A 25557-nucleotide genomic window follows, 5' to 3' on the forward strand; every position below is an offset into this window, starting at 1 on the left:
AAGGAGCTAAAAATGATAGATGAAACCTTTGTGGATCTATCGCGATTACAGTTTGCTGTTACCGCACTCTTCCATTTCTTATTCGTACCTTTAACCATAGGTATGACCTGGATATTAGTTATTATGGAATCGGTTTATGTTATGACCGGCCGCGAGATTTACCGCGACATGACTAAGTTTTGGGGAAAGTTGTTTGGTATTAACTTTGCAATTGGTGTGGCAACGGGCCTTACCATGGAGTTTGAGTTTGGTACTAACTGGTCTTATTACTCGCATTATGTGGGTGATGTATTTGGTGCGCCGCTCGCTATTGAAGGCTTAATGGCATTCTTTTTAGAATCAACCTTTGTGGGTATGTTCTTTTTGGGCTGGGATAGGTTAACTAAACGCCAACACTTAGGTGCAACATTTTTAATGGCACTGGGTACGAACATGTCGGCACTTTGGATTTTGATTGCTAATGGTTGGATGCAAAACCCGGTAGGGGCAGAATTTAACTATCAAACTATGCGTATGGAAATGACTAGCTTTGCTGAGCTTGTATTTAACCCAGTAGCTCAAGTTAAGTTTATTCATACCGTATCGGCGGGTTATGTAGCAGCCTCTATGTTTGTGCTAGGTATAAGTAGTTGGTACATATTAAAAGGCCGTGATCTAGCCTTTGCTAAGCGCTCGTTCTCGGTGGCATCGGGCTTTGGTTTAGCTTCCATACTATGTGTGATTTTATTAGGTGACGAATCGGGCTACGAAGTAGGCGAAGTTCAAAAAGTAAAACTAGCAACAATAGAAGCAGAGTGGCATACAGAAGAAGCCCCTGCTGCATTTACAGCTATTGGCTTTCCTGATTCGGACGAGCAAGTAACCCATGCGGCGGTAAAAATCCCTTACGCACTTGGTTTAATTGCGACACGCTCTTTAGATGAGCAAGTAACAGGTATTTCTGATTTAGAAAAGCAACACGAAGTACGTATACGTAATGGCATGATTGCTTACGAATACCTTGAAAAACTAAGAGGTGGTGACAATACACCTGAAAACATAGCCAAGTTTGATACGCTTAAAGACGATTTGGGTTATGGCTTATTGCTTAAACGCTACACGCCAAATGTAGTAGATGCGACCGAGGAGCAAATTCAAAAAGCAGTGAAAGACTCCTTCCCTCGCGTTGGCCCTATGTTCTGGTCGTTTAGAATAATGGTTGCCTGTGGCGTAGCTATGTTGGCAGTGTTTATATTGGCATTTTACTACAATGCACACCGTATTATTGAGCAAAAACGCTGGTTACTGTGGGCTGCGGTACTGAGTATTCCACTGCCTTGGATTGCCATTGAATTTGGCTGGATTGTTGCCGAGTATGGCCGTCAGCCTTGGGCAATATCTGAAATTTTGCCGACCTTTTTAGCGACCTCGTCACTGACGGTAAACGATATTTTAATTAGCTTAACTGGGTTTATTATTTTTTACACTGGCTTGGCTATTGTGGAAGGTTGGTTAATGGTTCGCTTTATTAAACAAGGGCCAAGCTCATTACATACTGGTAAATACCACTTTGAGTTACCAAATAAAGCAGATAAAGATGCAGGAGAGCAATTATGATTTTTGATTATGAAACATTAAAAATGCTGTGGTGGTTGCTCATTGGTGTGTTACTTATTGGCTTTGCTATTACCGATGGCATGGATATGGGCGTGGCTATGCTGCTACGCCTAGTAGGTAAAACAGACTCAGAGCGTCGCACAGTAATTAATACCATTGGCGCGCACTGGGATGGTAACCAAGTATGGTTTATTACCGCAGGCGGTGCTTTATTTGCAGCGTGGCCTATGGTGTATGCAGCGGCATTTTCGGGTTTTTACTTTGCTATGATGCTGGTGCTATTTGCATTATTTTTTAGACCTCTTGGTTTTGATTACCGCTCTAAAATAGATTCTAAACGCTGGCGTAACAACTGGGATTGGGGCTTGTTTGCAGGCAGTGCAATTCCGGCCTTAGTATTTGGTGTGGCGTTTGGTAACTTGTTTTTAGGCGTACCGTTTAATATTGATAACTTATTGCGTGTAAGTTACCAAGGCTCGTTTTTTGGTTTATTAAATCCTTTTGCTTTGCTTGCAGGTTTAATTAGTGTGGCTATGTTAATAGCTCATGCTGGTATGTGGTTACAACTACGTACCGCCGATGCAGTAGCTGAACGTTCAGGGCAATATGGTCGCTATGCACTAATGGTATTTATTGTACTGTTTGCTGGAGCTGGTGTTTGGGTTGCTAATATTAATGGCTATCAAATTATCTCTATGCCGGACACGCAAAGCCATGCAGACCCTTTAGCTAAAGTGGTAACTACAGCAAAAGGTGCTTGGCTTAATAACTACAGTGAACGACCATGGACAATGACCTTCCCTATTTTAGGGTTTGTAATGGCACTAAGCGCATTGTTTTTCTCAAAAATTAATAAGCCTGCGCTTGGCCTTGTTTCTACAAGTGTCATGTTAATAGGCATTATTATGACGGCGGGCGTATCACTATTCCCATTCATTATGCCTTCAATTAATAATCCTGATATTAGCTTAACTATTTGGGATGCGGTATCTAGTCATAAAACGCTGAATATTATGTTTGTTGCCGTAGTTATTTTTATACCGCTAATACTGGCCTACACCACGTGGTGTTACGTAAAAATGTGGCGCAGAGTAACGGTAGATGAAATTGAAAACAACACTCACGGTAGCTACTAAGGAGACTAAAGTATGTGGTATTTTGCTTGGATTTTAGGTGTACTTTTAGCCTGTACCTTAGGTGTAATAAACGTAATGTGGTACGAGTTTCACCAAAATAAAAACAGCATAGCTGATGATGAACAACCTATGCACGATTTATTAAACGAGAAAAACTCAGCTAAAAATGACGACTAACCCTCGATTAGATCGCGCGCAGCAGCAGTCTCTGCGCGCATTTTTAAAGCTACAAAGTAAACCCGCTGCAATGTGGTTAAAGTTAAGCATTGCACTGGGTACTTTTAACGCTATTTTAATGATTGCAGGGGCTTACTTACTCGCCCAAACTATTCATAATGTAATGTTTGAAGGTGAAAGCCTTGCTCAAGTAACCCATTTACTATGGCCACTTGCAGGCATTATTTTACTACGAGCGCTTTTTTTAGCACTAAGTGAAAGGCTAAGTGCCTTTGCTGCACTTAAAATCAAATCGGCTATGCGCCAAACCTTATTAACCAAATTAACCCAATTAGGGCCTAGCTACATTGAACAACATGGTCAAGGAGCAACGCTTAACACCTTGCACGATGGCGTTGAAGCATTGCACGACTATTACGCTAAATACTTGCCTGGTGTTGCTTACAGTGCCCTTATTCCTATAGCAATTTTGGTGGTAATTTTTCCAACCGACTATAAAGCGGGTTTAATATTTTTACTAACCGCTCCGCTTATTCCCTTTTTTATGATTTTAGTTGGATCTAAAGCTGAAGATTTAAATCAAAAACGTTGGAAACAACTTGCCGTTTTAGGTAACTACTTTTTTGACCGCATACAAGGTTTGACGCAACTTAAGCTATTTAATGCCACCCGTTCTGAGCTTAAACATATTGCTAAAATTTCTGATGATTTTAGACACGCCACACTCGATGTATTAAAAATTGCTTTTTTATCGTCATTTGCGCTGGAATTTTTAGCCACTATTAGCGTGGCACTCGTTGCGGTAATAATTGGCTTTAGGCTATTTTTTGGCACGCTAGATTTTGCAACCGGCTTTGTAGTGCTGCTACTTGCGCCTGAATTTTATTTACCACTTCGCCAATTAGGCAGCCACTACCACGCTCGCTTGCAAGGTATTAGCGCTGCAGCCGACATGGTAACTATTTTAAATGCGCCCCTTCCTGAACAGTCACAACAAAACAATGCATACGTTAGCGAGCCTATAAATACAATAAGCATTAACAACTTAAATTTTACATACCCAAACAGTAATGAAGGTATAAAAAATATAAACTTAACCCTACCCAATAAAGGCTTAGTAGCTGTAGTTGGTGCGAGTGGCTCAGGTAAAAGCACTTTATTTGATTGCCTATTAGGGTTTCACCCTCAGGTGATTGGGCAAATCAGTATTAATGACAAGCCACTAGATGCAACTAATATTAATATGCTACAAAATAAAATTGCCTGGATCCCGCAAACGCCAACGCTATTTTATCAAAGCATTAGCGATAACATCAAAATAGCAAAACCAGACGCTTCACAATTAGAGCTTGAGCAAGCAGCACACCAAGCTGGCGCTTTAGATTTTATAAACACATTACCTAATGGCTTTAATACATTGATAGGCGAGCAAGGCGAAGGGCTTTCTGGCGGACAAAAGCAACGTATTGCCCTTGCTCGTGCATTTTTAAAACAAGCGCCTATTTTAGTACTCGATGAACCAACGGCACATCTTGATAGCCAAACAGAGCAGCTTATTCAGCGTGCAATAAACGATTATGCAAAAACACATTTGGTACTGGTTATAGCTCATCGCCTTAATACAGTAAAAAATGCTAACAATATTATTGTTATGCAAAATGGTGAGGTAGCGCAGCAAGGCACATACTCACACCTTGCTCAGCAAAATGGTGCGTTTAAAACACTGCTAAGCACTCAAGTGCAAGGATCTGATAATGACTAATTTTATTAGGCTATTAAAGCTTTGCCGCCCGCACTATAAAGCTATGTTGCTGGGTACTTTTTTAGCCACTTTAACTGTACTTGCAAACGTGGGCTTACTCGCTATATCGGGTTGGTTTTTAGCCTCAATGGCAGCTGCAGGTATTGCTGGCGTGCAAATGAACTACTTTACACCCGCAGGGACTATTCGATTTTTAGCGATTGTTCGTATCGCATCACGCTATGGTGAGCGCTTAGTAACGCATAACGCGACGTTTTTATTGCTTAGCGAAATTCGCGTAAATATGTTTGCAACGCTAAGTAAGCTAAACAATGTAGATTTAGCAATGAGTCGCAGCGCAGATTTAGTAAACCGCTTACAAAACGATGTTGATGCCCTAGATAAATTTTACTTAAATATATTACTGCCTATGCTAGTAGCGCTATTAAGCATACCTATTATTATGGTGTTTATGGCGGCCTATAACGCAAACGTTGCGCTTATTTGTTTTACTGGCATTTTATTAATTGGTGTTGTTTTACCAGCTTTATTAAGTGCTAAATTAAATAAAAATAGCCATAAAGAAACACAATTAAGTGCTCAGCTTAGAGCTGAACTTTCAGATACGCTAACAGGCCTTAGAGAGCTTAGTATTTATCAAGCAGGTGGCAATCAAATTTCAAAATGTGATGATTTGAATGAACAGTACAACCTGCAACTTTATAGTCGCCATAAAGCACTGGCAAACAGTGATGGCTTAAGCTTGCTGGTAGTGCAATTAGCTATGCTAGGCGCTATCGTTACTATTGTGCCATTGGTTTACAGCGGGGCCATGGTAAATGTAGAGCTTGCTATGCTAAGCCTATTTGTATTGGCAAGCTTTGAAAGTGTATTGCTCCTCCCAAATGCTTTTATAGAGCTACCTAATGTACTCAAAGCCGCAGAGCGACTGTTTACACTTCAAGATAAAGTGTCTGATCAGAGCAACAATCACAGCGCTTTAATTGATACTCAGTTCGATAAAAATAATACCGCTCTAATACTTAATAACATTAGCTATAAATACGATGAGCATAATGCATTAACTGATGTGAGCTTTGTGCTAAAAGCGCAACAAAAAGTAGCCATTGTAGGTAGAAGCGGCAGCGGTAAAACTACGCTTGTAAATTTGCTAACTGGGCTATGGCCTCTTCAGCAAGGCAGCATTACGTTGAGTGATCAAAATAACTCGCAAGAACTACACTCACTAAGCAATGACGCCCGCGCAAGCGTTATAAATATATTAGCGCAGCAGCACCATATTTTTGATGGCACCCTGAGTGAAAATTTACGCTATGCTGCACCAAGTGCGACAAAAGAAGAAATGCTTGAAGCCATTAAACTTGCGCAGCTAGAGCCTTGGTTTAATGATTTACAAGAAGGTTTAAAAACACGTTTAGGTACCGGAGGCAGAAGCGTTTCTCAAGGCCAATCAAGGCGTATAGCGATTGCTCAGGCTTTATTACAAAACCCCGCTATTTTAGTACTTGATGAGCCTACCGAAGGGCTAGATAACCAATCTAAGCAAACCGTAATGAACGCCATTATGCAGGTAATGGGTAACGCAAGCGTACTTACAATTACCCACGACCCTGCTCTTCTTGCTCAAATGAATAATGTTATATGGTTAGAAGACGGTAAAGTGGTTGCACAAGGCTCTCATAAAGAGATCAGTAGCGCTTATCCAGATTATGTGGCACTAACTACCCGGTTTTAATATCTTAACAGACACGTCAATAACGCCGACTTTAGGGTCGGCTATCTTTTTAAACATGCTTTTTGATAAATCGATAATACGGCCACGTACATAAGGGCCTCTGTCATTTATCCTTACTATGACTGATTTATTATTAGCAAGGTTAGTAACAACCACCTTAGTACCAAAATCGAATTCTAAATGAGCAGCTGTTGCAGCTTGCTGGCTAAAACGCTCTCCATTAGCAGTTGTTCTTCCGTGGTATTTATCAGCATAAAAAGATGCTTTTCCTACTTGAGTTATTTCTCCTGTAGATGACTTAATGAGTGGCTGGCTACTACAAGCGGCTAAAACTGAAGTAATAAAAAGAGTGACAACTAACTTAGGTAAACGCATAGAATGGCTTTTATTATAAAAATTAAGCGCATACTAACTTGAGTACCCTGAGTATTAACTGAATTGGCTTTAAACTCTGGGCAATAAAAAACCACCTTCGATTTATCATCTACGGTGGTTTTAATGCTCAAAGCAAAGCTTGTAATTATCTTACAATGCCGCGCTCAGAGCCTTTAACAAAATCTATCATGGTTTGCACTGCAGGATACTTTGCAGCGTCTTCACTTAGTGATGAAATTGCTTCATCAACACCTAAGCTCTTACGATAAAATGCTTTATAAGCACGGCGTACTGCCATTATTTCATCGCTTTCAAAGCCACGGCGTTTCATGCCTTCTTTGTTGATTGCTGCAGGACCTGCTGGCATACCAATAGTAGTAACAAATGGAGGCACGTCTTTATTAACACCTGAGTACATGCCAATAAATGCGTGGTCACCAATTTTACAAAACTGATGAACACCCGAGTTACCACCTAAGATAACCCAATCGCCTACGTGTACATGGCCTGCAACACTTGCGTTATTAGCAAAAATAACGTTATCACCAATCACAGCATCGTGCGCTACATGGGTATAAGCCATAAATAAGTTGTTGCTACCAATTTTAGTTACACCTTGATCCTGAATAGTACCTCGGTGGATAGTTGCACACTCACGAATAACGTTGTTATCACCCATGATTAATGTGGTTGGCTCGTTGTTGTATTTTTTGTCTTGGCAGGCTTCGCCTACTGACGCAAATTGGAAAATATGATTTCCAGAGCCAATAATAGATGGCCCTTTAACAACAACGTGAGACTCAATAATACAGTCATCACCGATCACAACATCATTGCCAATATAGCTATACGGACCAACTGAGACATTGTTGCCTAGTTTAGCGCCAGGTTCGATTATTGCTGTAGAATGGATCACTATTAAAACTCTCTTCTCGCACACATAATTTCGGCACTACATACTACTTTGCCATCGACTTTTGCTTCAGCGGCAAATTTCCATATATTGCGACGCTCTTTTAAAAACTCTACATGCAGATGCATTGTATCGCCAGGAACTACTGGTTGTTTAAAACGCGCATTATCTACAGCAGCAAATAAGTAAAGCTCGTTATCGCTACGGTTTTCTACAGTTTTAAACCCTAATAAACCAGTGGCTTGCGCCATTGCTTCTAATATTAGCACACCAGGAAAAATTGGCTGATTTGGAAAATGGCCAGTAAAAATAGGCTCGTTAATAGACACATTTTTAATTGCATGTAGTGACTCGCCAGGCGTAAAGTCAATAACACGATCAATTAAAAGCATCGGATAACGGTGTGGTAATAAACTTAAAATTTCTTGAATATCAAGGCTATTTAATTCGTTTGCCAAAATAGCATCCTTATTAGTGTTCAACGTTATGACTTAGCCAATGCTTCAAGCGCTTTAAGACGTGACTTCATGTCTGAAAGGTTACGCAAGTGAGCAATTGATTTACGCCATTCTTTATTAGTTGTATGGGGCATACCTGATGAGTAAACACCTGGTTCGGTGATTGATTTAGTCACCATACTCATACCAGTAATTATAACACCATCACATACAGACATGTGACCGTTAATTGCAGTCATGCCGCCAATTTGACAGTTCTTGCCAATGGTAACGCTTCCTGCAAGTACGGTGCAGCCAGCAATCGCTGTGCCCGAGTTAACTTCAACGTTGTGTGCTATTTGACACTGATTATCAATAATAACATTGCTATGGATAATGGTGTTATCTAGTGCGCCACGGTCAATAGTAGTGCTTGCGCCTATTTCAACCTTGTCGCCTATAATCACTGAGCCAAGTTGGGGTATCTTTACCCACTGCCCGCGCTCATTGGCATAGCCAAATCCATCACTACCAACAACACTATTTGCTTGAAACAAACAATCTGCGCCAATCTCAACATCGTGATAAATAGTCACACTAGGCCAAAGCTTAGTGCCAGAGCCTATTTTAACACGTTCTCCGATAAAACTGTTCGGACCAATTTGCGCGTTATCACTAATAACAGCTTCAGCTTCAATTACAGCATTAGCGCCTACCGCGGCACTGTCGCTTACAATAGCTGAAGGGTGAATAGTTGCACTTGGGTGTATACCTGTAGAGGCCGAGCGAGGCGTAGTATCCATAAATTGCGCTAGTTTTGCGTAACTCACATAGGGGTTAGCAACTATCACTTTACTGCCTTCAAAAAATTCAGCATCAGCTTGGCTAACTATTACAGCACTAGCTTGTGTAGTTTCAAGCTGCGTACGATATTTTGAGTTCGCTAAAAATGCAATATGCCCAGTACGGGCATTTGCAAGTGTCGCTATTTTTTTTATTTCTAAAGCGCCATCACCTTGAAGCTCGGCGCCTAGAAGTTCCGCAATTTGCGAAAGCGTATAATTTTGCATAGAGTGATTATTTCTTGCTAACAGCTGCTACAACTTTAGATGAAAGATCAGTTACTTCTTTAGGGTTAAAGTAGATCGTTGTGTCTTTAACTTTAACTTCATCGAAGTCGCCATCTTTAGCAATTTCTTCAATTGTTTTGATGATCACACCTTGAACTTTAGCAAGCTCTTGGTTTTGGCGTGCTTTAATTTCTTGCTCTAAAGGACGACCTTGTTCAGCAAGATTTTTTTGCATGCCCTGAATCTTGTCACGTAATGCATCTTTTTGAGCTTGGCTCATCGTTGTGCTTTCGCGCTTAAATTTTTCTGCTTCAAAGCGAATATCGCCTTGTAACTTTTCAAGTTCTTGGCGGCGCTCTGCAAACTCAGTTTGTAGCGATTGTTCAATTTTAGCCATTTGAGGAATTTGCTTGTAGATTTCTTGTATATCAACGATACCTACTTTGTGTGCAAATGCACTTGCTGAAGTACCCATCATTAATGTTGCTAAAACTGCTACTGCTGTTGATTTAAATAATGTTTTCACAAAAAACTCCTTTAGAAAGTGTTACTAATGTTAAAGCTGATCGTTTTCGTATCGTCATCTTCTTGTTTTTGCAATGGATACGCAAAACTGATCAACATTGGACCCATCGGAGAGATCCATTGTAATGAAAGACCGGTTGAAACCCTAAAACGCATTGGGTCTGAGTAGTCATCTAATTTAGCACGCTCATCTGGCGCTAAGTTTTGATAGCGGTCTACGCTAAATTCAGTATCCCATACGTTCGCAGCATCTACAAAGAAGCTTGTACGTACAGAACTGGTATTTTCTTCATCTAAGAACGGCGTAGGAACAATTAGCTCCATACCCGCTACCGCTTTAGCGTTACCACCAATACGGCCTTGTGGAATCAATATATCGAACTGATCTGCTCCACCTATACTACCTGTTGTTGTGCCATCAGCACCAGGAGTACCCGGAATAGATTGCGGTATACGTGATACGGCACGTGGTAATATTGTATTACGGTCAAAGCCACGTAGTTCCATCTCTGTAATTTGGAAGAACTCTTGGAATGGTAATGTTTGCTCATAACCATTTGTGGTCCCATAACCATTACCGTAACCAAGCGCTGCACGCGTTGAGAATACCCAACGATGATCGTTTGATATTGGCCAGTAAAAACGCGAGTCGTAGTTCAGCTTAAAGTACTGAAGGTCTGAGTTAGGCGTAGTGGCTGTTAAATTTAAGGTTTGGCGCGAACCCGCCGTAGGGAATAAACCACGGTTAACGGTAATACGCGACCAACCTACACTTAGCTCATATTTGGTAAAGTCAAAGCCAGCATCAGGATTTTCTGGATCTAGGAACGTTTCACGAAGAACACGAGTTTGTTCGTACTCGGCAATATCTGAAAGCTCTTCTTTTATCCAACGAACACCAAAGTTCACACGATTTACAGCATCAATTGGGAAACCAATATTGGTACCTATCCCGTAACTTTTCGATTTGTAGTCTACTAAGCTAAATTTACTTGCATCGTAGTTAGTGTAAAAAATACTACTACCTTGCGATACGCCGTCTGGCGTGAAGTAAGGGTCAGTGTAAGATAAGCTTATGCTTTCAGAACCTACAGAAGTATTTAGATTTAAACCGATTTGGTTACCCGTACCTAAAAAGTTAGATTCAGTCACACCAATATTAAACTGCAGACCAAGGTATGAACCATATGCAAGACCCGCATTAAAGCTACCCGCTGACTGCTCTTTAACTGTAAAATCTACATCGACCTGATCGTCAACACCAGGTACTGGTACTACGTTAAAATCAACGTTTTCCATATACGGTAAACGCTGGATTTGTAATTTTGAACGCTCAAGGTTTTGATTAGATAACCATGCACCTTCTAGCTGTGTCATCTCACGGCGAAGAACTTCATCAGCTGTGTTTTGGTTACCACCCACAATGATACGACGAACGTATACACGTTTACCCGGGTTTACCGAAAGTGTTAGCTGAACTTCTTGCTTTTCGTCATCAATTTCAGGAATTGTACGTACTTCAGCATTGGCATAACCGAATCGTGCTAAGTAACTTTTAATAAATTCTTCTGATGAAGTCACTACTGAGCCGTTATATAACTCACCTGCACGAAGTGGAATAACGCTTTTAATTAAATCTTCGCGTCCGAGTAAATCACCAATAAAGTCAAAACCTTTAACGGTATATTTTACGCCTTCAGTTAAGTTAGCTGTAACGTAAACTGATTCACGTTCAGGGCTCACTGATACTTGCGTTGAATCGATATTAAAACGTAGGTAACCACGGTCTAGGTAGTAACTACGAATTTTTTCTAAATCACCTTCAATGGTTTGTTTTTGGTAGCGATCGCTGCCCATAAACTGCCACCACGGTAAATCTTGTTGCGATTCAGCAAGTTTTAAAAGCTCTTCATTAGAAAATAGCTCGTTACCCACTAAGTTAATTTGACGAATTGATGCGGCATCACCTTCATCAAATTCAAGTTTTAGCTTTACACGGTTACGTGGCAGTTTAGTAACGCTGATATCTACTTTAGCGTTGTATTTACCAATACTGTGGAAAAACTCAACTAGGCCCTTTTCGATATTATCGATAACGGTTTTATCAAGTGGCTCACCTTGGCGAATATCTTGCTGATCTAGAGATTCATTAAGCTGCTCGTCTTTAATATCTTTATTGCCTTCAAACTCAATAAAGCTAATTGTAGGACGCTCAGTTACTTTAAAAATAACGTTGTTGCCATCGCGAAGCGCTTTTATGTTGTCAAAGTGCCCAGAACGATAAAGTGACTTTATTGTTTTTGAGATCGTATAGTCATCTACGTTATCGCCTACGTTAATAGGAATATGCGTAAGCGCTGCACCAAGTGCTACACGCTGCAAACCTTCAACTTTTAGGTCTTCAACAATAAAGGAGTTTTGGCCTAGGGCTGCAAAGCTTGCACCCAATAAACTTGTTACTGCCAAATGTTTTTTTATAGCCATTTTATTATCTTTATCCTTTACAACTGTATTACCGCATAACATCAATTTAATGATGCTTTACAATCGTGTTCTAATTAGTAATTGTCACGCTATAACTACAAACGCGATACATCATTGAACAAAGCGAAACATGTTAGAAAAATGAGCAGCAAGGCACCCACTTTAAAACCAAACTCTTGTGTCTTTTCAGAGACCGGCTTTTTACGAAAAAGTTCAATTATGTAATACATTAAGTGTCCGCCATCAAGCACTGGTAAGGGTAATAAGTTAAATACACCCAAGTTAACGCTTATCAGAGCTAAGAAGCTCAAAAAGGCAACTAAGCCATAGCTCACGCTGGTTCCAGCACCGACGGCAATGCCCACAGGACCACTTAAATTTTTAACCGAAACCTGGCCTGTAATTAAATTACCAATCATGTCAAAACTAAGGGTAATTAAGCGCCAAGTTTCTTTAGTGCCTCGCACGATACTATCGAGTGGGCCGTAATGTCTAGTCTCAACGTAGCCATCTGGCCATGGTTGAACAACAGGGGCAACGCCTAAAAAGCCTTGCTCAACACCATTATCATCAATTCGTCCTTGCGGAGTCACGGTAATGGTTTTTATACTATCCTGTCTTTTTACACTAAATTGTAAAGATTTGTTAGCCGATTGCGTAATAAGATTAACTAATTGCTGCCAATTGCTTATAGTTTCGCCGTTTACAGCCAATATGATGTCTTTAGCTTGTAAATCTGCTTGTTCTGCTGCTGAGTTTTTAGTCACAGCTGCGATTGTGAGCGTAGCTTGAGGTCTAAATGGCACGATGCCAAGAGAGCTTAGTGGTGGCACATCTTGCTGATCAAGCTTCCAGCCATCTAAATTAAGCGTTTTAACACGTGTTTGAAGGTTTTCATCACGTACAGTCACGTCAACACTTTGCTCACCTAAACTAGACATAAGTGAAAATGTAGCATCTTGCCATGTAGTAATGTCGTCATCGCCAATTTTTATAATATGTTGCGAAGGCATAATGCCTGCTTGCTCGGCTCTACTTCCCTCAGTAATACTACCGACTACAGGCTTAACCGACTGCACGCCCACCATGTACATTGCTGCAAGCGCTACAATTGCAAACAAAAAGTTTGCCATAGGCCCCGCTGCTACAATAGCTATTCGTGCTTGAACCGATTTAGCATTAAACGATAAGTGACGCTCGTTTGCAGGTACTTCGTCCACTCGCTCATCGAGCATTTTTACGTAACCACCTAGCGGTATAGCTGCTATTACGTATTCGGTTTTGTATTTATCGTGCCATTTTAAAAGCGGCTTACCAAAACCAATTGAAAAGCGCAGCACTTTAACACCCATCTTACGAGCAACCCAAAAGTGACCATATTCATGTATGGCCACTAAAATACCAAGCGCTAAAATAAATGAGCCAAGATTCCAAAAAAAATCAAACATATTAATGCGCCACTTTTGTTATAAATTCTGAAGCGCTAATACGCGCTAATTTATCGCACTCTAAAATTTCATCCAAGCTTTGTACATTGGTATACGTTGCAACTTCAAGCGTTTGTGCATTTATTTTGTATATATCAGTAAAACCAATTTGGCCTTTTAAAAATGCCGCAACAGCAATTTCATTTGCAGCATTAACCGTTGTGGTAGCGCCCTGACCTGCACTACACGCATCAATCGCTAATTGTAAATTTGGATAGCGAGAAAAGTCAGGCTTGGTGAATGAAAAATCAGATATATCAGAGAAATTTAACGGTTTAACGCCTGCATTTATTCGTTCAGGATATGCAAGTGCATGTGCGATAGGCGTGCGCATATCAGGGTTGCCCATTTGCGCTAAAATAGAACCATCGTGGTATTGCACCATAGAATGAATAATACTTTGCGGGTGGATGACAACATCTATGTCGCTGGTATTGCAGTTAAACAGCCATTTAGCCTCAATAAACTCAAGGCCTTTGTTCATCATAGTCGCTGAATCTACAGATATTTTTTGACCCATAGACCAATTAGGATGTGCAACGGCTTCACTAACTGTTACATCTTTTAGGGTATTTATATCACGTGTTAAAAATGGCCCACCAGAACCGGTAAGCAAAATTTTACTTACACCGTTATCTTGCAGATTTTTATCGCTTTGTGCATTTTGTAATGAATGAGGTAGGCACTGAAAAATAGCGTTGTGTTCACTATCAATCGGCAATAAGGTCGCGTTGTGCTGTTTTACTTTATCAATAAACAACTGCCCTGACATTACTAACGATTCTTTATTGGCAAGCAATACTTTTTTACCGGCTTCTACAGCGCTAAGCGTAGGTAATAAACCAACAGCACCCACAATAGCCGACATGACAGTGTCTACATCAGGATGAGCACACAAATCACTCATAGCTTGCACTGAGTGCATAACTAGAGTTTGGCAAGGCGTATTGTTTAAATGAGAGCTAAGCTCCTCTGCAGCCGCTTGCGTAGCCATAACAGCATACAACGGTTCATGCTCAATACACAGCTCGGCCATTTTTTTAGCATTTTGGCCGGCAGTTAGTGCAAATACGTCAAATAGTTCTTTATTTCTGGCTACTACATCTAATGTGCTTAAACCGATTGAACCTGTAGCACCTAAAATAACCAGTTGTTGCTTCTGACTCATAAACTCAAGGTCCATGCATAACACATCACAAATATTGGCGCTGCTGCAGTTAAACTATCAATTCTATCTAAAATACCACCATGACCTGGTAAGCAGCTGCCGCTATCTTTTAAGCCGGCTTCGCGCTTAAACATACTTTCTAGCAAATCGCCAACAGCAGAAAATAACGCAATAAATGCAGTCATCACAGCATATATAGGCCACACAACTAAATCGACATCAGTAAAGTGACAAAAAGCTAAAACAAAAATGATTGAAGCAACAACACCACCGGCTAAACCTTCAATCGTTTTATTGGGGCTCACTTTAGGCATTAGCTTGTGCTTACCAAAGCTTTTACCAGAAAAATAAGCGCCTATATCAGCACTCCATACTATGCCTAACACCACTAAAATAAGTACTGACCCAAAGTGAGTCGATTCAGCATACTGCGCACTACGAAGAGTATTAAGCGCAAGCCATAACGGCACAAGCGTTAGTAGCCCGGCAATACCGCGCATAACTAAACCTTCATTCCACGCTTTAGCCATAGCTGGATAACGCCAAATTAAGTAACTGGCTACAATCCACCACGCAAAGGACAGTGTAAATATATAATTTGCATCCCCAGCTAGCTTTCCATTAACCCATAACGACTCAATCGGCCAATGTAAGTTAAGTAAGCCAAGCAGAGCCGCTATTAGCACAACAAAAGCGCCACGTTTAAGCTTTCCACATAAGCCCATAAATGCTGACCACTCCCACGCGCCTAGCATTACAATTGCACCTGCAAAGTAGCTAAATAACGTAAGTGGTGTGTAAAAAACCAGCCCCAGTGCAGACGGTGCTAGCACGAGCGAGGTTAAAATGCGTTGTTTTAACAAAATTGTGACCCTTATTCTATTTTTAGGTTTGAGCGAGTAATTGTTTTATTTGTTCGCCCGTACAACCAAAACGTCGCTCTCTGGCAACGTAACACGCAATGGCCTCAGCAAATGCTGCTTCATTAAAATCAGGCCAAAGTGTCTCGGTAAAGTAAAGCTCTGCATAAGCAGCTTGCCATAGTAAAAAGTTACTAATACGAACATCGCCACCTGTGCGAATGAGTAAATCAGGTTCAGCCTGATCTGCCATGCTCATATGCTGCGCTAAGCGCTCTTCTGTAATATCTTCTGCGTTGAGTGTGCCCTGCGCCACTTGCAAAGCAAGCTGTTTAGCTGCATTAGCCATATCCCAACGTCCACCGTAGTTTGCTGCAACATTTAAACACAGTCCGGTGTTATTTTCAGTTAACTTATGAGCAGCGTCTACTTTACTGCGCAGGCCTTCTGAAAACCGTGATAAATCTCCAATAATGGTCAGTTTTACATTATTTTTATGAAGCTTTTTAACTTCTTTTGTTAAAACAAACAAAAAAAGCTCCATTAAAGTATTTACTTCATCTTCTGGGCGGCGCCAGTTTTCACTACTAAAAGCAAATAGGGTTAACGATTGTATCCCCAACCTAGTACAAAACTGAACTGATTGACGAACAGCGTCCACGCCTTTTTTATGCCCGTACACACGAGGTCTATTTCTAGCTTGAGCCCAACGTCCGTTCCCATCCATGATGATGGCAACATGCTTAGGTAAACTTTGCTGTGAAATTGTGTCAGCGTCTAGAACCATAAATATTGACTATTCCATAAAAAAACGCCGCCTAGTATACCCCAGACGGCGTTTCAAAACTAATATATTTAACAACCTAAAGTGTAGGTTATTTAATGGATTAGATTTCCATTAATTCTGTTTCTTTAGCTGCTAATTGAGCATCCATTTCTTTAATAAACTTATCTGTAAGCTTTTGAATTGCATCTTCAGCTTGACGCGCTTCATCTTCAGAAATATCTTTCTCTTTAAGCAAAGATTTAACATCACCATTTGCATCACGACGAATATTACGAACAGCTACACGGCCGCCTTCTACTTCGCCACGCACAATTTTAATTAAATCTTTACGACGTTCTTCCGTAAGTGGAGGAAGAGGTACACGAATAACCGTACCTGCCGACATAGGGTTTAAACCTAAATCAGATGCCATAATTGCTTTTTCAACAGCTTGCGCTAAAGATTTATCGAATACGCCAATAGCAAGTGTACGTGAATCTTCAATCGTCACGTTAGCTACTTGGTTAAGTGGTGTATCTGCACCGTAGTACGACACCATAATGCCGTCTAAAATTGCAGGGTGAGCACGTCCAGTACGGATTTTAGATAATTGGCTACCTAATGCTGCTACACTCTTTTGCATGCGCTCTTGCGCATCTTTTTGAATATCGTTAATCACGGTTCAATCCTAATTATTTGATTACTTCATCTGAGGCTTGTGAAGAGATAAGTGTTCCTTCTTCTTCACCCATAATTACGCGTTTTAGCGCGCCTGATTTATTCATATTAAATACGCTCAATGGCATATTGTGATCGCGGGCTAAAGTAAATGCCGCTAAATCCATAACTTTTAATTCTTTATCAATGATTTCATTGTAGCTTAAGTGACGGTAAAGCGTCGCGTCTGGGTTTTTAACAGGGTCATCACTGAAAACACCATCAACTTTTGTTGCTTTAATTACTGTGTCAGCTTCAATTTCGATACCGCGTAAACACGCTGCAGAATCAGTAGTAAAGAAAGGGTTACCTGTACCGGCTGCAAAAATAACAACACGACCAGATTTTAATAAACTAATTGCTTCAGCCCAGTTATAAGCGTCACATACACCGTTTAGTGGGATTGCCGACATTAAACGACAGTTTACAAATGCACGGTGCAGCGCATCACGCATTGCAAGGCCGTTCATAACGGTTGCAAGCATGCCCATGTGATCGCCTACTACGCGGTTCATACCTGCTTCTGCAAGCGATCCGCCTCGTAAAAAGTTACCGCCGCCGATAACCAAACCCACTTCTACGTCGAGTTCTACCAGCTCTTTAATCTCTTGAGCCATACGATCTAATACTTTTGGGTCGATGCCGAAGCCTTCGTCTCCCATTAAAGCTTCACCACTTAATTTGAGAAGAACACGTCTAAAAATAGGTTTACGATTGATAGTCATAGTATTGGGGCCAACTTTTATTAAAATATGGATAAAAAATAACCGCGCTTATGATAAACATAAAAGCGCGGTTATTTTAAAGAATTTCTATGCGTGACGCAAAACCAAATAGTACTTTAATTGCATCTAATTTCCTTATGCATCACAAATAGTTAATCTTACTCGCCTTTAGCGGCTGCAATTTGAGCAGCAACTTCAGCAGCAAAATCTTCTTCTTTCTTCTCGATACCTTCACCAACTTCTACACGTACAAAGCCAGTAACTGTTGCGTTTTTCTCGTTAAGAACTTCGCCAACAGATTTTTTAGGTTCCATGATGAAAGCTTGACCAGTAAGAGAAACCTCACCAGTGAATTTTTTCATGCGTCCAACAACCATCTTCTCAGCGATTTCAGCAGGCTTGCCTTCATTCATCGCGATGTCGATTTGAACTTGCTTTTCTTTTTCTACAACGTCTGCAGGAACATCAGCAGGCGTTAAGTACTCAGGGCTTGAAGCAGCAACGTGCATTGCAACGTGCTTAAGTGTTTCTTCGTCAGCAACACCCGCAACAACAACACCAATACGCTCACCGTGACGGTACTCAACTAGGTTTTCACCAGCGATGTACTGCAGGCGACGTACGTTGATATTTTCGCCAATCTTAGTCACTAGCTCAACACGGTCTTCTTCAAACTTAGCTTGTAAGTCTTCGATAGAGATTGTTTCTGCGATTGCAGCGTCAGCAACTTTGTTAGCAAATGCTAAGAAGCTTACGTCTTTTGCAACGAAGTCTGTTTGACAGTTAACTTCAACAAGTACAGCAACACCAGCATTTTGCTTGATGATGATAGTACCTTCAGCAGCAATGTTACCTGCTTTTTTAGCAGCTTTCGCAGCGCCACTTTTACGCATGTTTTCAATCGCTAACTCGATGTCGCCATCAGTTTCAGTTAACGCTTTTTTACAATCCATCATGCCAGCGCCAGTACGCTCGCGTAATTCTTTAACTAGGGCAGTAGTTACAGCCATTAGTAAATCCTCAAATCTGAAATCAGGTTAGATAAGCGGGTTACCCGCTCGACAAGAATAGCAAGTCTTCACCTTAAAAAGATGAAGACTTGATGACAGCTAATTACTCAGCTTCTACGAAGTCGTCTTTCTCAGCTTGAGCAACAATGTTGTTCTCACGACCTTCAGTGATAGCAGTAGCTACAGCACTTGTGTAAAGGTTGATTGCACGGATAGCATCATCGTTACCAGGTACGATGTAATCAACACCGTCTGGGTTAGAGTTAGTATCAACGATTGCAACAACTGGAATACCTAGGTTGTTTGCTTCACGGATAGCAATGTGCTCGTGGTCAGCATCGATAACGAAAAGCGCGTCTGGAAGACCGCCCATGTTTTTGATACCACCAAGGCTCTTTTCAAGCTTTTCCATTTCGCGGTTAAGCATTAACGTTTCTTTCTTAGTTAATTTCTCGAAAGTACCGTCTTGGCTTTGTACTTCAAGGTCTTTAAGACGCTTGATTGATTGACGTACAGTTTTCCAGTTAGTCAACATACCACCTAACCAACGGTGATTTACGAAGAACTGGTCGCTTTGTAAAGCGGCTTCTTTAACTGCGTCGCTTGCTGCGCGCTTAGTACCAACGAAAAGAACTTTACCTTTGTTTGCAGCAGCACTTGATAAAAACTTAAGTGCGTCGTTGAACATTGGTACTGTTTGCTCAAGGTTGATGATATGTACACGGTTACGTGCGCCGAAGATGAAAGGCTTCATCTTAGGGTTCCAGTAACGTGCTTGGTGACCAAAGTGAACACCAGCTTGAAGCATATCGCGCATTGAAACGTTTGCCATTTTATAGATCCTCTATAGTTGTTTAGGGTTAGGCCTCCACATATCCCATAGCACCAACACCGAAGTATTTAAACTTCAAATGCACCCAAGTGTATGTGACGATACGTGTGTGTGTTAAAATAAAATTGTGTTTGCCTTAAATACAAAAAATCATTTAAGAATTTATTTGTAAAAAGACGGCGCGCTTTATACCATATTAAAATTAAATACTCAACGTCGCGTGCAAAATTTGTGCGACGATAAATGTTAAAAAACGCAACTTTGGAGCCTCAATGAGCGCTGTGATCAAGACCCCTGAAGAAATTGAAAAAATGCGTATAGCCGGGCGTTTAGCGGCAGACGTGCTAGAAATGATTGGACCACATGTAGTGCCAGGTGTAACTACTGATGAGTTAAATACAATTTGTCATGATTATATTGTAAATGTGCAAAAAGCGATTCCTGCTCCGCTAAATTACCATGGTTTTCCTAAGTCGGTTTGTACCTCAGTAAACCACGTAATTTGCCACGGAATTCCAAACGACAAAGCTTTAAAAGATGGCGACAGTGTAAATATTGACGTTACCGTTATCAAAGATGGTTACCACGGCGACACCTCAAAAATGTTTCACGTAGGTACACCAAACATTCAAGGTAAGCGCCTTGCAGAAGTAACACAAGAAAGCTTATACCTTGCTATTAAAATGGTAAAACCAGGTGTTCGTTTAGGTGATATTGGCGAAGCTATTCAAAAATATGCAGAAAGCTTTAACTACTCAATTGTTCGTGAATACTGCGGCCATGGTATCGGTAGCGAATTTCACGAAGAGCCACAAGTAATGCATTACGGTAAAGCGGGTACAGGTGAAACGCTCAAAGCAGGTATGTGTTTAACGATTGAGCCAATGGTTAATGCAGGTAAGCGTCAATGTAAACTGCTTAAAGATGACTGGACTGTTGTTACACGTGACCGTAGCTTGTCTGCGCAGTGGGAACACACATTATTAGTGACTGAAAATGGAGTTGAAATTTTAACGCTTCGATCAGATGATACTATCGAGCGGATCATAGAACACTAATAAAACCGAAACACTTGATAAGAAAAACCTTATCCGTGTGAAAGGTTCAACAAGGAGCCAGCCCACGTGGCATTACCCAACAAAGTAAAAAAGTTGCTTAGCGATGCTGAGCAACTTACTGATTATCGCGATTGTTCTAGCTATTTTTATAAATGGTTACATAACGAATTTTCTAAACAACCGGTTGGTAATTTAATTAATGCCCGGGCTGAGTTTATTGACCGCCTACTAATAAAGTTATTTCATGTTTACGATTTAGCGCGCGAACCTGATTTAGCGCTTATTGCTGTAGGCGGGTACGGCCGTGGTGAATTACACCCCTACTCCGACATCGACTTTTTATTGCTAGTAACTCAACAACCTAGCGAAGAAATATGCGAAAAAATTGGCCAATTTGTTACCATGCTTTGGGATCTCAATTTAGAGATAGGCCACAGTGTGCGCACCATTGAGCAAGCCATTGAGCAAAAACGTGAAGACGTTACCTTTGCCACCAGCTTGCTTGAAAGCCGCCTAATTTTTGGTAACCACATTGAGTTTGAAAAACTCAAAACGCATATTATCGAAACCCCAGTTTGGCGCTCAGGTGAGTTTTTTGTTGCTAAAGTGCAAGAGCAAAATCTTCGCCATAAAAAATGCCACGGCACAGCGTATAACCTAGAGCCAAATATAAAAGAAAACCCAGGTGGCCTGCGCGACTTACAAACTATAATTTGGGTTGCTAAAAAACACTTTAGAGCCGAAACACTGCAAGAGCTAATAAGCCACGGCTATTTAACTCATGAAGAGTTTCAGGAGCTTTCAGAGTGCTTAGAGAACTTATGGAATATTCGCTTTGCGCTGCATTTAGCTGCAGGTCGCTCAGAAAACCGATTATTGTTTGATCACCAACCTAATGCTGCAGAAATTTTAGGTTTTGGTAGTGATGGTAAATCATCGGTTGAGCGCATGATGAAGCGTTTGTTTAGAATCATGAGCCGCGTGCGCGAGCTTAATCAAATGCTACTTTCGTACTTTGAACAAAGCATTATTCCAGAAACCATAGAAGCGCCAGTTGTAGAACTTGATAGAAATTTTGAACGCGTTGGCCATCAAATAAGAGTAAAAAATCCATCTGTATTTTTTAGGCGCGACCAGCTGTTTGTTTTATTTGAACACATAGCTGACAACCCTGAAATCACTCATATTTACCCAAGCACCATACGCACAATTCGCCAAGTTCGCAGGCGTCTATTGGGCGATTTACAAGATTACGCTGCGTGTCGCGAAGCATTCTTACGCTTGGTAAAACACCCTAATGGCATGGGCCGCGCGTTTACGCTTATGCACAAACACGGCATGCTAGCCGCATATTTACCACAGTGGCGAAATATATTTGGGCAAATGCAGTTTGATTTATTTCATGCCTACACAGTAGATGAGCACACCCATAAGCTCATTAAAAATATTTACCAATTTTTTGATAAAACCGGTATCAGTGAGTTTCCTATTTGTAGTGAAATAGTGACCCGTATGGATAAGCCCGAGCTACTTTATTTAGCCGGAATATTTCATGATATTGCTAAAGGCCGTGGTGGAGATCATTCAGAGCTTGGCTCAGTGGATGCCATTGCTTTTTCTAAATTACATGGCTTCCCATCGTCAGACGGCAAGCTGATATCTTGGCTTGTTGGTAATCACTTACTAATGTCGGTAACCGCACAGCGTAAAGATATAAACGACCCTGGTGTAATTAAAGACTTTGCATCACGCGTAAAAACAGAACGCCAGCTCGACTACCTATATTGTTTAACCGTTGCCGATATTCGCGCAACCAACGACAACTTATGGAACGACTGGAAAAACACGTTACTGCGCGAGCTCTACCTACATACTCAACGTGCGCTACGCCTAGGGCTTGAAAACCCTATGGATCAACGCGACCAAATTCGCGATAAAAAGCACCAAGCTAAACAGCGCTTACTTAATTTAGGTCATTTTGAAGAACAAATAGACTTAATTTGGAGCCGTTTTAAAGCAAATTACTTTACCGCTTTTAGTGAGCAACAAATATCGTGGCACAGTGAACATCTGCTTAAATGCACCGATTTGAGCCAGCCAAGTGTCGTTGTATCAGATAAAGCCATGCACGGTGGAACACAAGTCTTTGTATACAGCCCCTACTCTGGGCCGTTGTTTGCTCGCTTAGTGAGTGTAATTGGTACTAAAAAAGCACAAATACAACATGCTCAAGTACTTACCACCAAAGACGGTTACGTACTATTTAACTTTGTAATACTTGAAGTAAATGGTGAACCTATTGCAAGCAGCCGCGCGCAATCTATTAAACGCGGCCTTGAGCAGGCACTTAGCGAACCACGTAAAAAGATTCGATTTAAAAAGAATCGCTCACAACGATTTAAAGACTTTAATATTAAACCGAAAATTGTGCTGCGCCCTCATGCACGCAAAGACCGCAGTTTAATAGAAATACAGGCCGTAGATATACCTGGCTTATTAACCAAAATTGCCGAAGTTTTCCAAGCGCATTTATTACACATTCATGCTGCCCGCATTACAACGGTAGGTGAACGTGCTGAGGATTTCTTTGTTGTATCAAATAACGAATATCAAGCGCTGACTGATGAAGAGCAAGTTAAAATTCATCAGGCATTACGTAAAAAATTCAACGCCGAAACAGAATAAGGACACACCATGTCAGATTTAAAAACCATGATAGAAAACGCGTGGGACAACCGCGACAGCATTAGCCCAAGCACCGTATCTAGCGATGTTAAACAAGCTATTATCGATGCACTAGAACTACTAGATAGCGGCGCTGCCCGCGTTGCTGAAAAAATATCAGGCGAATGGGTTGTACACCAATGGCTTAAAAAAGCCGTATTACTGTCGTTTCGTATTCGCGACAACCAACCAATGAACGACGGCGTAAACCAATTTTATGACAAAGTACCGCTTAAATTTAGCGACTACACGCCGGAGCAATTTCAGCAAGGCGGCATGCGCGTAGTTCCCAATGCGGTAGCCCGCAAAGGCAGCTTTGTAGGTAAAAACGTCGTACTTATGCCATCGTACGTAAACATTGGTGCATACGTTGACGACGGCACCATGGTTGATACATGGGCCACTGTAGGCTCGTGTGCACAAATTGGTAAAAACGTACATTTATCTGGCGGCGTTGGCATAGGCGGCGTTTTAGAGCCACTGCAAGCTAACCCAACCATCATTGAAGACAACTGTTTTATTGGCGCACGTTCTGAAATTGTTGAAGGCGTAGTAGTAGAAGAAGGCGCTGTAATTTCAATGGGCGTTTACATCAGCCAAAGCACCCGTATTTACGACCGTGAAACTGGCGAAATTCACTACGGCCGCGTACCAGCAGGCGCTGTAGTTGTGCCAGGTGCATTACCATCAAAAGATGGCACCCACAGCCTATACGCTGCAATTATCGTGAAAAAAGTAGATAAGCAAACACGTGAAAAGGTAGGCATAAACGCCCTACTTCGCTCAATTGATGAATAAAACGTAGGTTGGGTTGAGTGAAACGAAACCCAACGATACGTTGAAGTTAAGTGTTTTACCTGAACTTTAATTGTATATAAAAAGCTCTAAGCCCTTTGGGTTTAGGGCTTTTTAAATTCTTCTAAATGAAGTTTCAGTGCTAGAAACTTTTACATTGTAATCTAATGAACTCAAAAGAGACCTCAAGCCTTTAACAGCCAAGTCTTTGTTCTCTGATGGGCCAACTATAATCTCTTCAATTGAATTTTTAGGAAAAGGTATCGCTCTATATGGAGCTATAACGCCAGAACTTAAGGTTCTGTAGCATAAAGGAAAAAACTCTTTCACTCCATTTTCAAGCTCCATAAAATCGATATCAGAAGAGTCTATAAAATCAAAATAACACTTTTCAGTATTCTCATTTAATGAGACTAAACCAGGGTAAAAAAGAGTAAAACGAAACTCTTCTTCATATTCGAACGCTTGATCTTTTATGCTAGCAATCTTAAAAATCGCTTCATTAAAAATTTCAATTGCAGTAATAGCGCATTTTTCATTTAGGTCATTTTCATTTAGGTCATTTTCATTTAAATTTGAATCTAACACGTAACTTAAAACCTCTGGCAGATAGTGTTCTTCAATTAAAGAATGAAGCATCTCCTCAGTTGGTTGGTAATCAACATAATCATAACCACTCAAAATTTTCTTTGCCTAAAGTACTCATCATCAAATAGCTTTTCTTTATTGAACTTTATGCAATATGAAGTTTGCTCTGACCCGTAAGTTAGCCAATGGTTTAGGCTATCACTCTTAGTTGTAAATGAAGTAGTATAAATTTCATCAATGGTATTATTATCAATTATATTCCATAGGAAATTTAAAAATTGATTTGCGAGGTGCACGTCCTTACTTCGCATTTCTTTTTGGGTAACATCTAAAGGTATATTTTTGTATTTAGCATAAATTTCTTCGAGTTTGATCTGTGAAAACTCAGACAAACTCCCCCTAAGCGATTTGATTCTATCAATGCCTTGCTTTATTTCTCTAAAATCATTTAGATATTCTGCGTTAGTAGCCCATAAACTTTTGCTCTCTAAAATTCCCTTTAAACCATCGGCAGAAGTGTAATGATAAACATATTCCATATTTAAAGCCCAAAATAATCCTCATATAAAGTCCGAGTCTAACTCTTTTATACAAAACAATTGGACTTCCCACAGTTC

The 25557-nt window shown here is 40.7% G+C and carries 24 protein-coding genes; 8 read left to right on the forward strand and 16 right to left on the reverse strand.

Annotated elements, in window-relative coordinates; translation table 11 throughout:
• Nucleotides 1-12: 12 nt before the first annotated feature.
• Genes J8L71_RS11505 through cydC form a run of 5 tightly spaced genes read left to right on the forward strand, consistent with a single transcriptional unit; the run spans nt 13 to nt 6406 of the window.
• Nucleotides 13-1596, forward strand: a complete 1584-nt coding sequence (locus tag J8L71_RS11505; protein ID WP_211000654.1) for a cytochrome ubiquinol oxidase subunit I — start codon at nt 13-15, stop codon at nt 1594-1596.
• The gene (cydB, locus tag J8L71_RS11510) at nt 1593-2732 is read left to right on the forward strand and encodes a cytochrome d ubiquinol oxidase subunit II (protein WP_247655280.1); all 1140 of its coding nucleotides are present in this window, start codon (nt 1593-1595) and stop codon (nt 2730-2732) included. Before J8L71_RS11505 ends, cydB begins: the two co-directional genes overlap by 4 nt.
• A 12-nt stretch (nt 2733-2744) precedes the next feature.
• Nucleotides 2745-2909, forward strand: a complete 165-nt coding sequence (cydX, locus tag J8L71_RS11515) for a cytochrome bd-I oxidase subunit CydX (RefSeq protein WP_058548368.1) — start codon at nt 2745-2747, stop codon at nt 2907-2909.
• On the forward strand, nt 2899-4671 hold the full coding sequence (gene cydD / locus J8L71_RS11520; RefSeq protein ID WP_211000655.1) for a thiol reductant ABC exporter subunit CydD: 1773 nt from the start codon (nt 2899-2901) through the stop codon (nt 4669-4671). Before cydX ends, cydD begins: the two co-directional genes overlap by 11 nt.
• Nucleotides 4664-6406 (forward strand): thiol reductant ABC exporter subunit CydC, encoded by a 1743-nt coding sequence (gene cydC / locus J8L71_RS11525; RefSeq protein WP_211000656.1) that lies wholly within the window; start codon nt 4664-4666, stop codon nt 6404-6406. Before cydD ends, cydC begins: the two co-directional genes overlap by 8 nt.
• On the opposite strand, the gene J8L71_RS11530 is transcribed toward cydC, so the two are convergent.
• The 14 genes from J8L71_RS11530 to rpsB all read right to left on the reverse strand — a co-directional run bounded on the left by J8L71_RS11530 (nt 6389) and on the right by rpsB (nt 19775).
• The gene (locus J8L71_RS11530) at nt 6389-6781 is read right to left on the reverse strand and encodes a septal ring lytic transglycosylase RlpA family protein (protein WP_211000657.1); all 393 of its coding nucleotides are present in this window, start codon (nt 6779-6781) and stop codon (nt 6389-6391) included. The two genes, cydC and J8L71_RS11530, sit on opposite strands and share 18 nt — an antisense overlap.
• Nucleotides 6782-6926: 145 nt before the next feature.
• A complete protein-coding gene (gene lpxA, locus J8L71_RS11535) occupies nt 6927-7697 on the reverse strand; it encodes an acyl-ACP--UDP-N-acetylglucosamine O-acyltransferase (protein WP_211000658.1) in 771 nt (256 codons plus the stop codon).
• Nucleotides 7698-7699: 2 nt separating this feature from the next.
• The gene (gene fabZ / locus J8L71_RS11540; protein ID WP_211000659.1) at nt 7700-8152 is read right to left on the reverse strand and encodes a 3-hydroxyacyl-ACP dehydratase FabZ; all 453 of its coding nucleotides are present in this window, start codon (nt 8150-8152) and stop codon (nt 7700-7702) included.
• 26 nt (nt 8153-8178) lie between these two features.
• A complete protein-coding gene (gene lpxD / locus J8L71_RS11545) occupies nt 8179-9201 on the reverse strand; it encodes a UDP-3-O-(3-hydroxymyristoyl)glucosamine N-acyltransferase (protein WP_211000660.1) in 1023 nt (340 codons plus the stop codon).
• A 7-nt stretch (nt 9202-9208) separates the two neighbouring features.
• Nucleotides 9209-9727, reverse strand: coding sequence for an OmpH family outer membrane protein (locus J8L71_RS11550; RefSeq protein WP_211000661.1), 519 nt, complete (start codon nt 9725-9727; stop codon nt 9209-9211).
• Between the two features lie 11 nt (nt 9728-9738).
• A complete protein-coding gene (gene bamA / locus J8L71_RS11555) occupies nt 9739-12210 on the reverse strand; it encodes an outer membrane protein assembly factor BamA (protein WP_211000662.1) in 2472 nt (823 codons plus the stop codon).
• A 95-nt stretch (nt 12211-12305) separates the two neighbouring features.
• Nucleotides 12306-13658 (reverse strand): sigma E protease regulator RseP, encoded by a 1353-nt coding sequence (gene rseP / locus J8L71_RS11560; RefSeq protein WP_211000663.1) that lies wholly within the window; start codon nt 13656-13658, stop codon nt 12306-12308.
• A gap of 1 nt (nt 13659) precedes the next feature.
• Nucleotides 13660-14865, reverse strand: coding sequence for a 1-deoxy-D-xylulose-5-phosphate reductoisomerase (ispC, locus tag J8L71_RS11565; RefSeq protein WP_211000664.1), 1206 nt, complete (start codon nt 14863-14865; stop codon nt 13660-13662).
• Nucleotides 14862-15728 carry a phosphatidate cytidylyltransferase gene (locus J8L71_RS11570; RefSeq protein WP_211000665.1) on the reverse strand — a complete coding sequence of 289 codons (867 nt, stop codon included), beginning with the start codon at nt 15726-15728 and terminating at the stop codon, nt 14862-14864. Before J8L71_RS11570 ends, ispC begins: the two co-directional genes overlap by 4 nt.
• A gap of 22 nt (nt 15729-15750) precedes the next feature.
• Complete coding sequence (locus J8L71_RS11575; protein WP_211000666.1) at nt 15751-16512, reverse strand: isoprenyl transferase; 762 nt, start codon at nt 16510-16512, stop codon at nt 15751-15753.
• Nucleotides 16513-16612: 100 nt separating this feature from the next.
• Entirely contained in the window at nt 16613-17170 is a 558-nt protein-coding gene (gene frr, locus J8L71_RS11580) for a ribosome recycling factor (RefSeq protein WP_058548380.1), read from the reverse strand.
• A gap of 13 nt (nt 17171-17183) precedes the next feature.
• A complete protein-coding gene (gene pyrH, locus J8L71_RS11585; RefSeq protein WP_211000667.1) occupies nt 17184-17933 on the reverse strand; it encodes a UMP kinase in 750 nt (249 codons plus the stop codon).
• Between the two features lie 158 nt (nt 17934-18091).
• Entirely contained in the window at nt 18092-18943 is an 852-nt protein-coding gene (gene tsf, locus J8L71_RS11590; protein ID WP_211000668.1) for a translation elongation factor Ts, read from the reverse strand.
• A 103-nt stretch (nt 18944-19046) separates the two neighbouring features.
• Nucleotides 19047-19775 carry a 30S ribosomal protein S2 gene (gene rpsB / locus J8L71_RS11595; RefSeq protein WP_058548383.1) on the reverse strand — a complete coding sequence of 243 codons (729 nt, stop codon included), beginning with the start codon at nt 19773-19775 and terminating at the stop codon, nt 19047-19049.
• A 239-nt stretch (nt 19776-20014) separates the two neighbouring features.
• Between rpsB and map the strand changes: the two genes are divergently transcribed.
• From map to dapD, 3 genes are all read left to right on the forward strand, one after another.
• A complete protein-coding gene (gene map, locus J8L71_RS11600) occupies nt 20015-20833 on the forward strand; it encodes a type I methionyl aminopeptidase (protein ID WP_283241009.1) in 819 nt (272 codons plus the stop codon).
• A 66-nt stretch (nt 20834-20899) separates the two neighbouring features.
• Nucleotides 20900-23518: a [protein-PII] uridylyltransferase gene (gene glnD / locus J8L71_RS11605; protein WP_211000669.1), complete on the forward strand. Its 2619-nt coding sequence runs from the start codon at nt 20900-20902 to the stop codon at nt 23516-23518.
• 9 nt (nt 23519-23527) lie between these two features.
• On the forward strand, nt 23528-24355 hold the full coding sequence (dapD, locus tag J8L71_RS11610; protein ID WP_211000670.1) for a 2,3,4,5-tetrahydropyridine-2,6-dicarboxylate N-succinyltransferase: 828 nt from the start codon (nt 23528-23530) through the stop codon (nt 24353-24355).
• A 111-nt stretch (nt 24356-24466) separates the two neighbouring features.
• On the opposite strand, the gene J8L71_RS18535 is transcribed toward dapD, so the two are convergent.
• Both J8L71_RS18535 and J8L71_RS18540 read right to left on the reverse strand, forming a co-directional pair.
• Complete coding sequence (locus J8L71_RS18535; RefSeq protein ID WP_247655281.1) at nt 24467-25033, reverse strand: hypothetical protein; 567 nt, start codon at nt 25031-25033, stop codon at nt 24467-24469.
• Nucleotides 25030-25479, reverse strand: coding sequence for a hypothetical protein (locus tag J8L71_RS18540; protein WP_247655282.1), 450 nt, complete (start codon nt 25477-25479; stop codon nt 25030-25032). The genes J8L71_RS18535 and J8L71_RS18540 overlap by 4 nt, the downstream gene beginning before the upstream one ends.
• Nucleotides 25480-25557 lie beyond the last annotated feature (78 nt).

The sequence above is a fragment of the Pseudoalteromonas sp. MMG007 genome (assembly GCF_018100985.1).
Taxonomy (GTDB): domain Bacteria; phylum Pseudomonadota; class Gammaproteobacteria; order Enterobacterales; family Alteromonadaceae; genus Pseudoalteromonas.

Excerpts from the sequence above, each read along its gene's own strand:
- pyrH (WP_211000667.1), bottom strand. The coding sequence starts at position 17,933 with ATGACTATCAATCGTAAACCTATTTTTAGACGTGTTCTTCTCAAATTA.
- J8L71_RS18540 (WP_247655282.1), bottom strand. The coding sequence starts at position 25,479 with ATGGAATATGTTTATCATTACACTTCTGCCGATGGTTTAAAGGGAATT.
- cydD (WP_211000655.1), top strand. The coding sequence starts at position 2,899 with ATGACGACTAACCCTCGATTAGATCGCGCGCAGCAGCAGTCTCTGCGC.
- tsf (WP_211000668.1), bottom strand. The coding sequence starts at position 18,943 with ATGGCTGTAACTACTGCCCTAGTTAAAGAATTACGCGAGCGTACTGGC.
- bamA (WP_211000662.1), bottom strand. The coding sequence starts at position 12,210 with ATGGCTATAAAAAAACATTTGGCAGTAACAAGTTTATTGGGTGCAAGC.
- J8L71_RS11575 (WP_211000666.1), bottom strand. The coding sequence starts at position 16,512 with ATGGTTCTAGACGCTGACACAATTTCACAGCAAAGTTTACCTAAGCAT.
- dapD (WP_211000670.1), top strand. The coding sequence starts at position 23,528 with ATGTCAGATTTAAAAACCATGATAGAAAACGCGTGGGACAACCGCGAC.
- cydX (WP_058548368.1), top strand. The coding sequence starts at position 2,745 with ATGTGGTATTTTGCTTGGATTTTAGGTGTACTTTTAGCCTGTACCTTA.
- cydB (WP_247655280.1), top strand. The coding sequence starts at position 1,593 with ATGATTTTTGATTATGAAACATTAAAAATGCTGTGGTGGTTGCTCATT.
- cydC (WP_211000656.1), top strand. The coding sequence starts at position 4,664 with ATGACTAATTTTATTAGGCTATTAAAGCTTTGCCGCCCGCACTATAAA.
- rpsB (WP_058548383.1), bottom strand. The coding sequence starts at position 19,775 with ATGGCAAACGTTTCAATGCGCGATATGCTTCAAGCTGGTGTTCACTTT.
- J8L71_RS11530 (WP_211000657.1), bottom strand. The coding sequence starts at position 6,781 with ATGCGTTTACCTAAGTTAGTTGTCACTCTTTTTATTACTTCAGTTTTA.
- ispC (WP_211000664.1), bottom strand. The coding sequence starts at position 14,865 with ATGAGTCAGAAGCAACAACTGGTTATTTTAGGTGCTACAGGTTCAATC.
- rseP (WP_211000663.1), bottom strand. The coding sequence starts at position 13,658 with ATGTTTGATTTTTTTTGGAATCTTGGCTCATTTATTTTAGCGCTTGGT.
- J8L71_RS11505 (WP_211000654.1), top strand. The coding sequence starts at position 13 with ATGATAGATGAAACCTTTGTGGATCTATCGCGATTACAGTTTGCTGTT.
- lpxD (WP_211000660.1), bottom strand. The coding sequence starts at position 9,201 with ATGCAAAATTATACGCTTTCGCAAATTGCGGAACTTCTAGGCGCCGAG.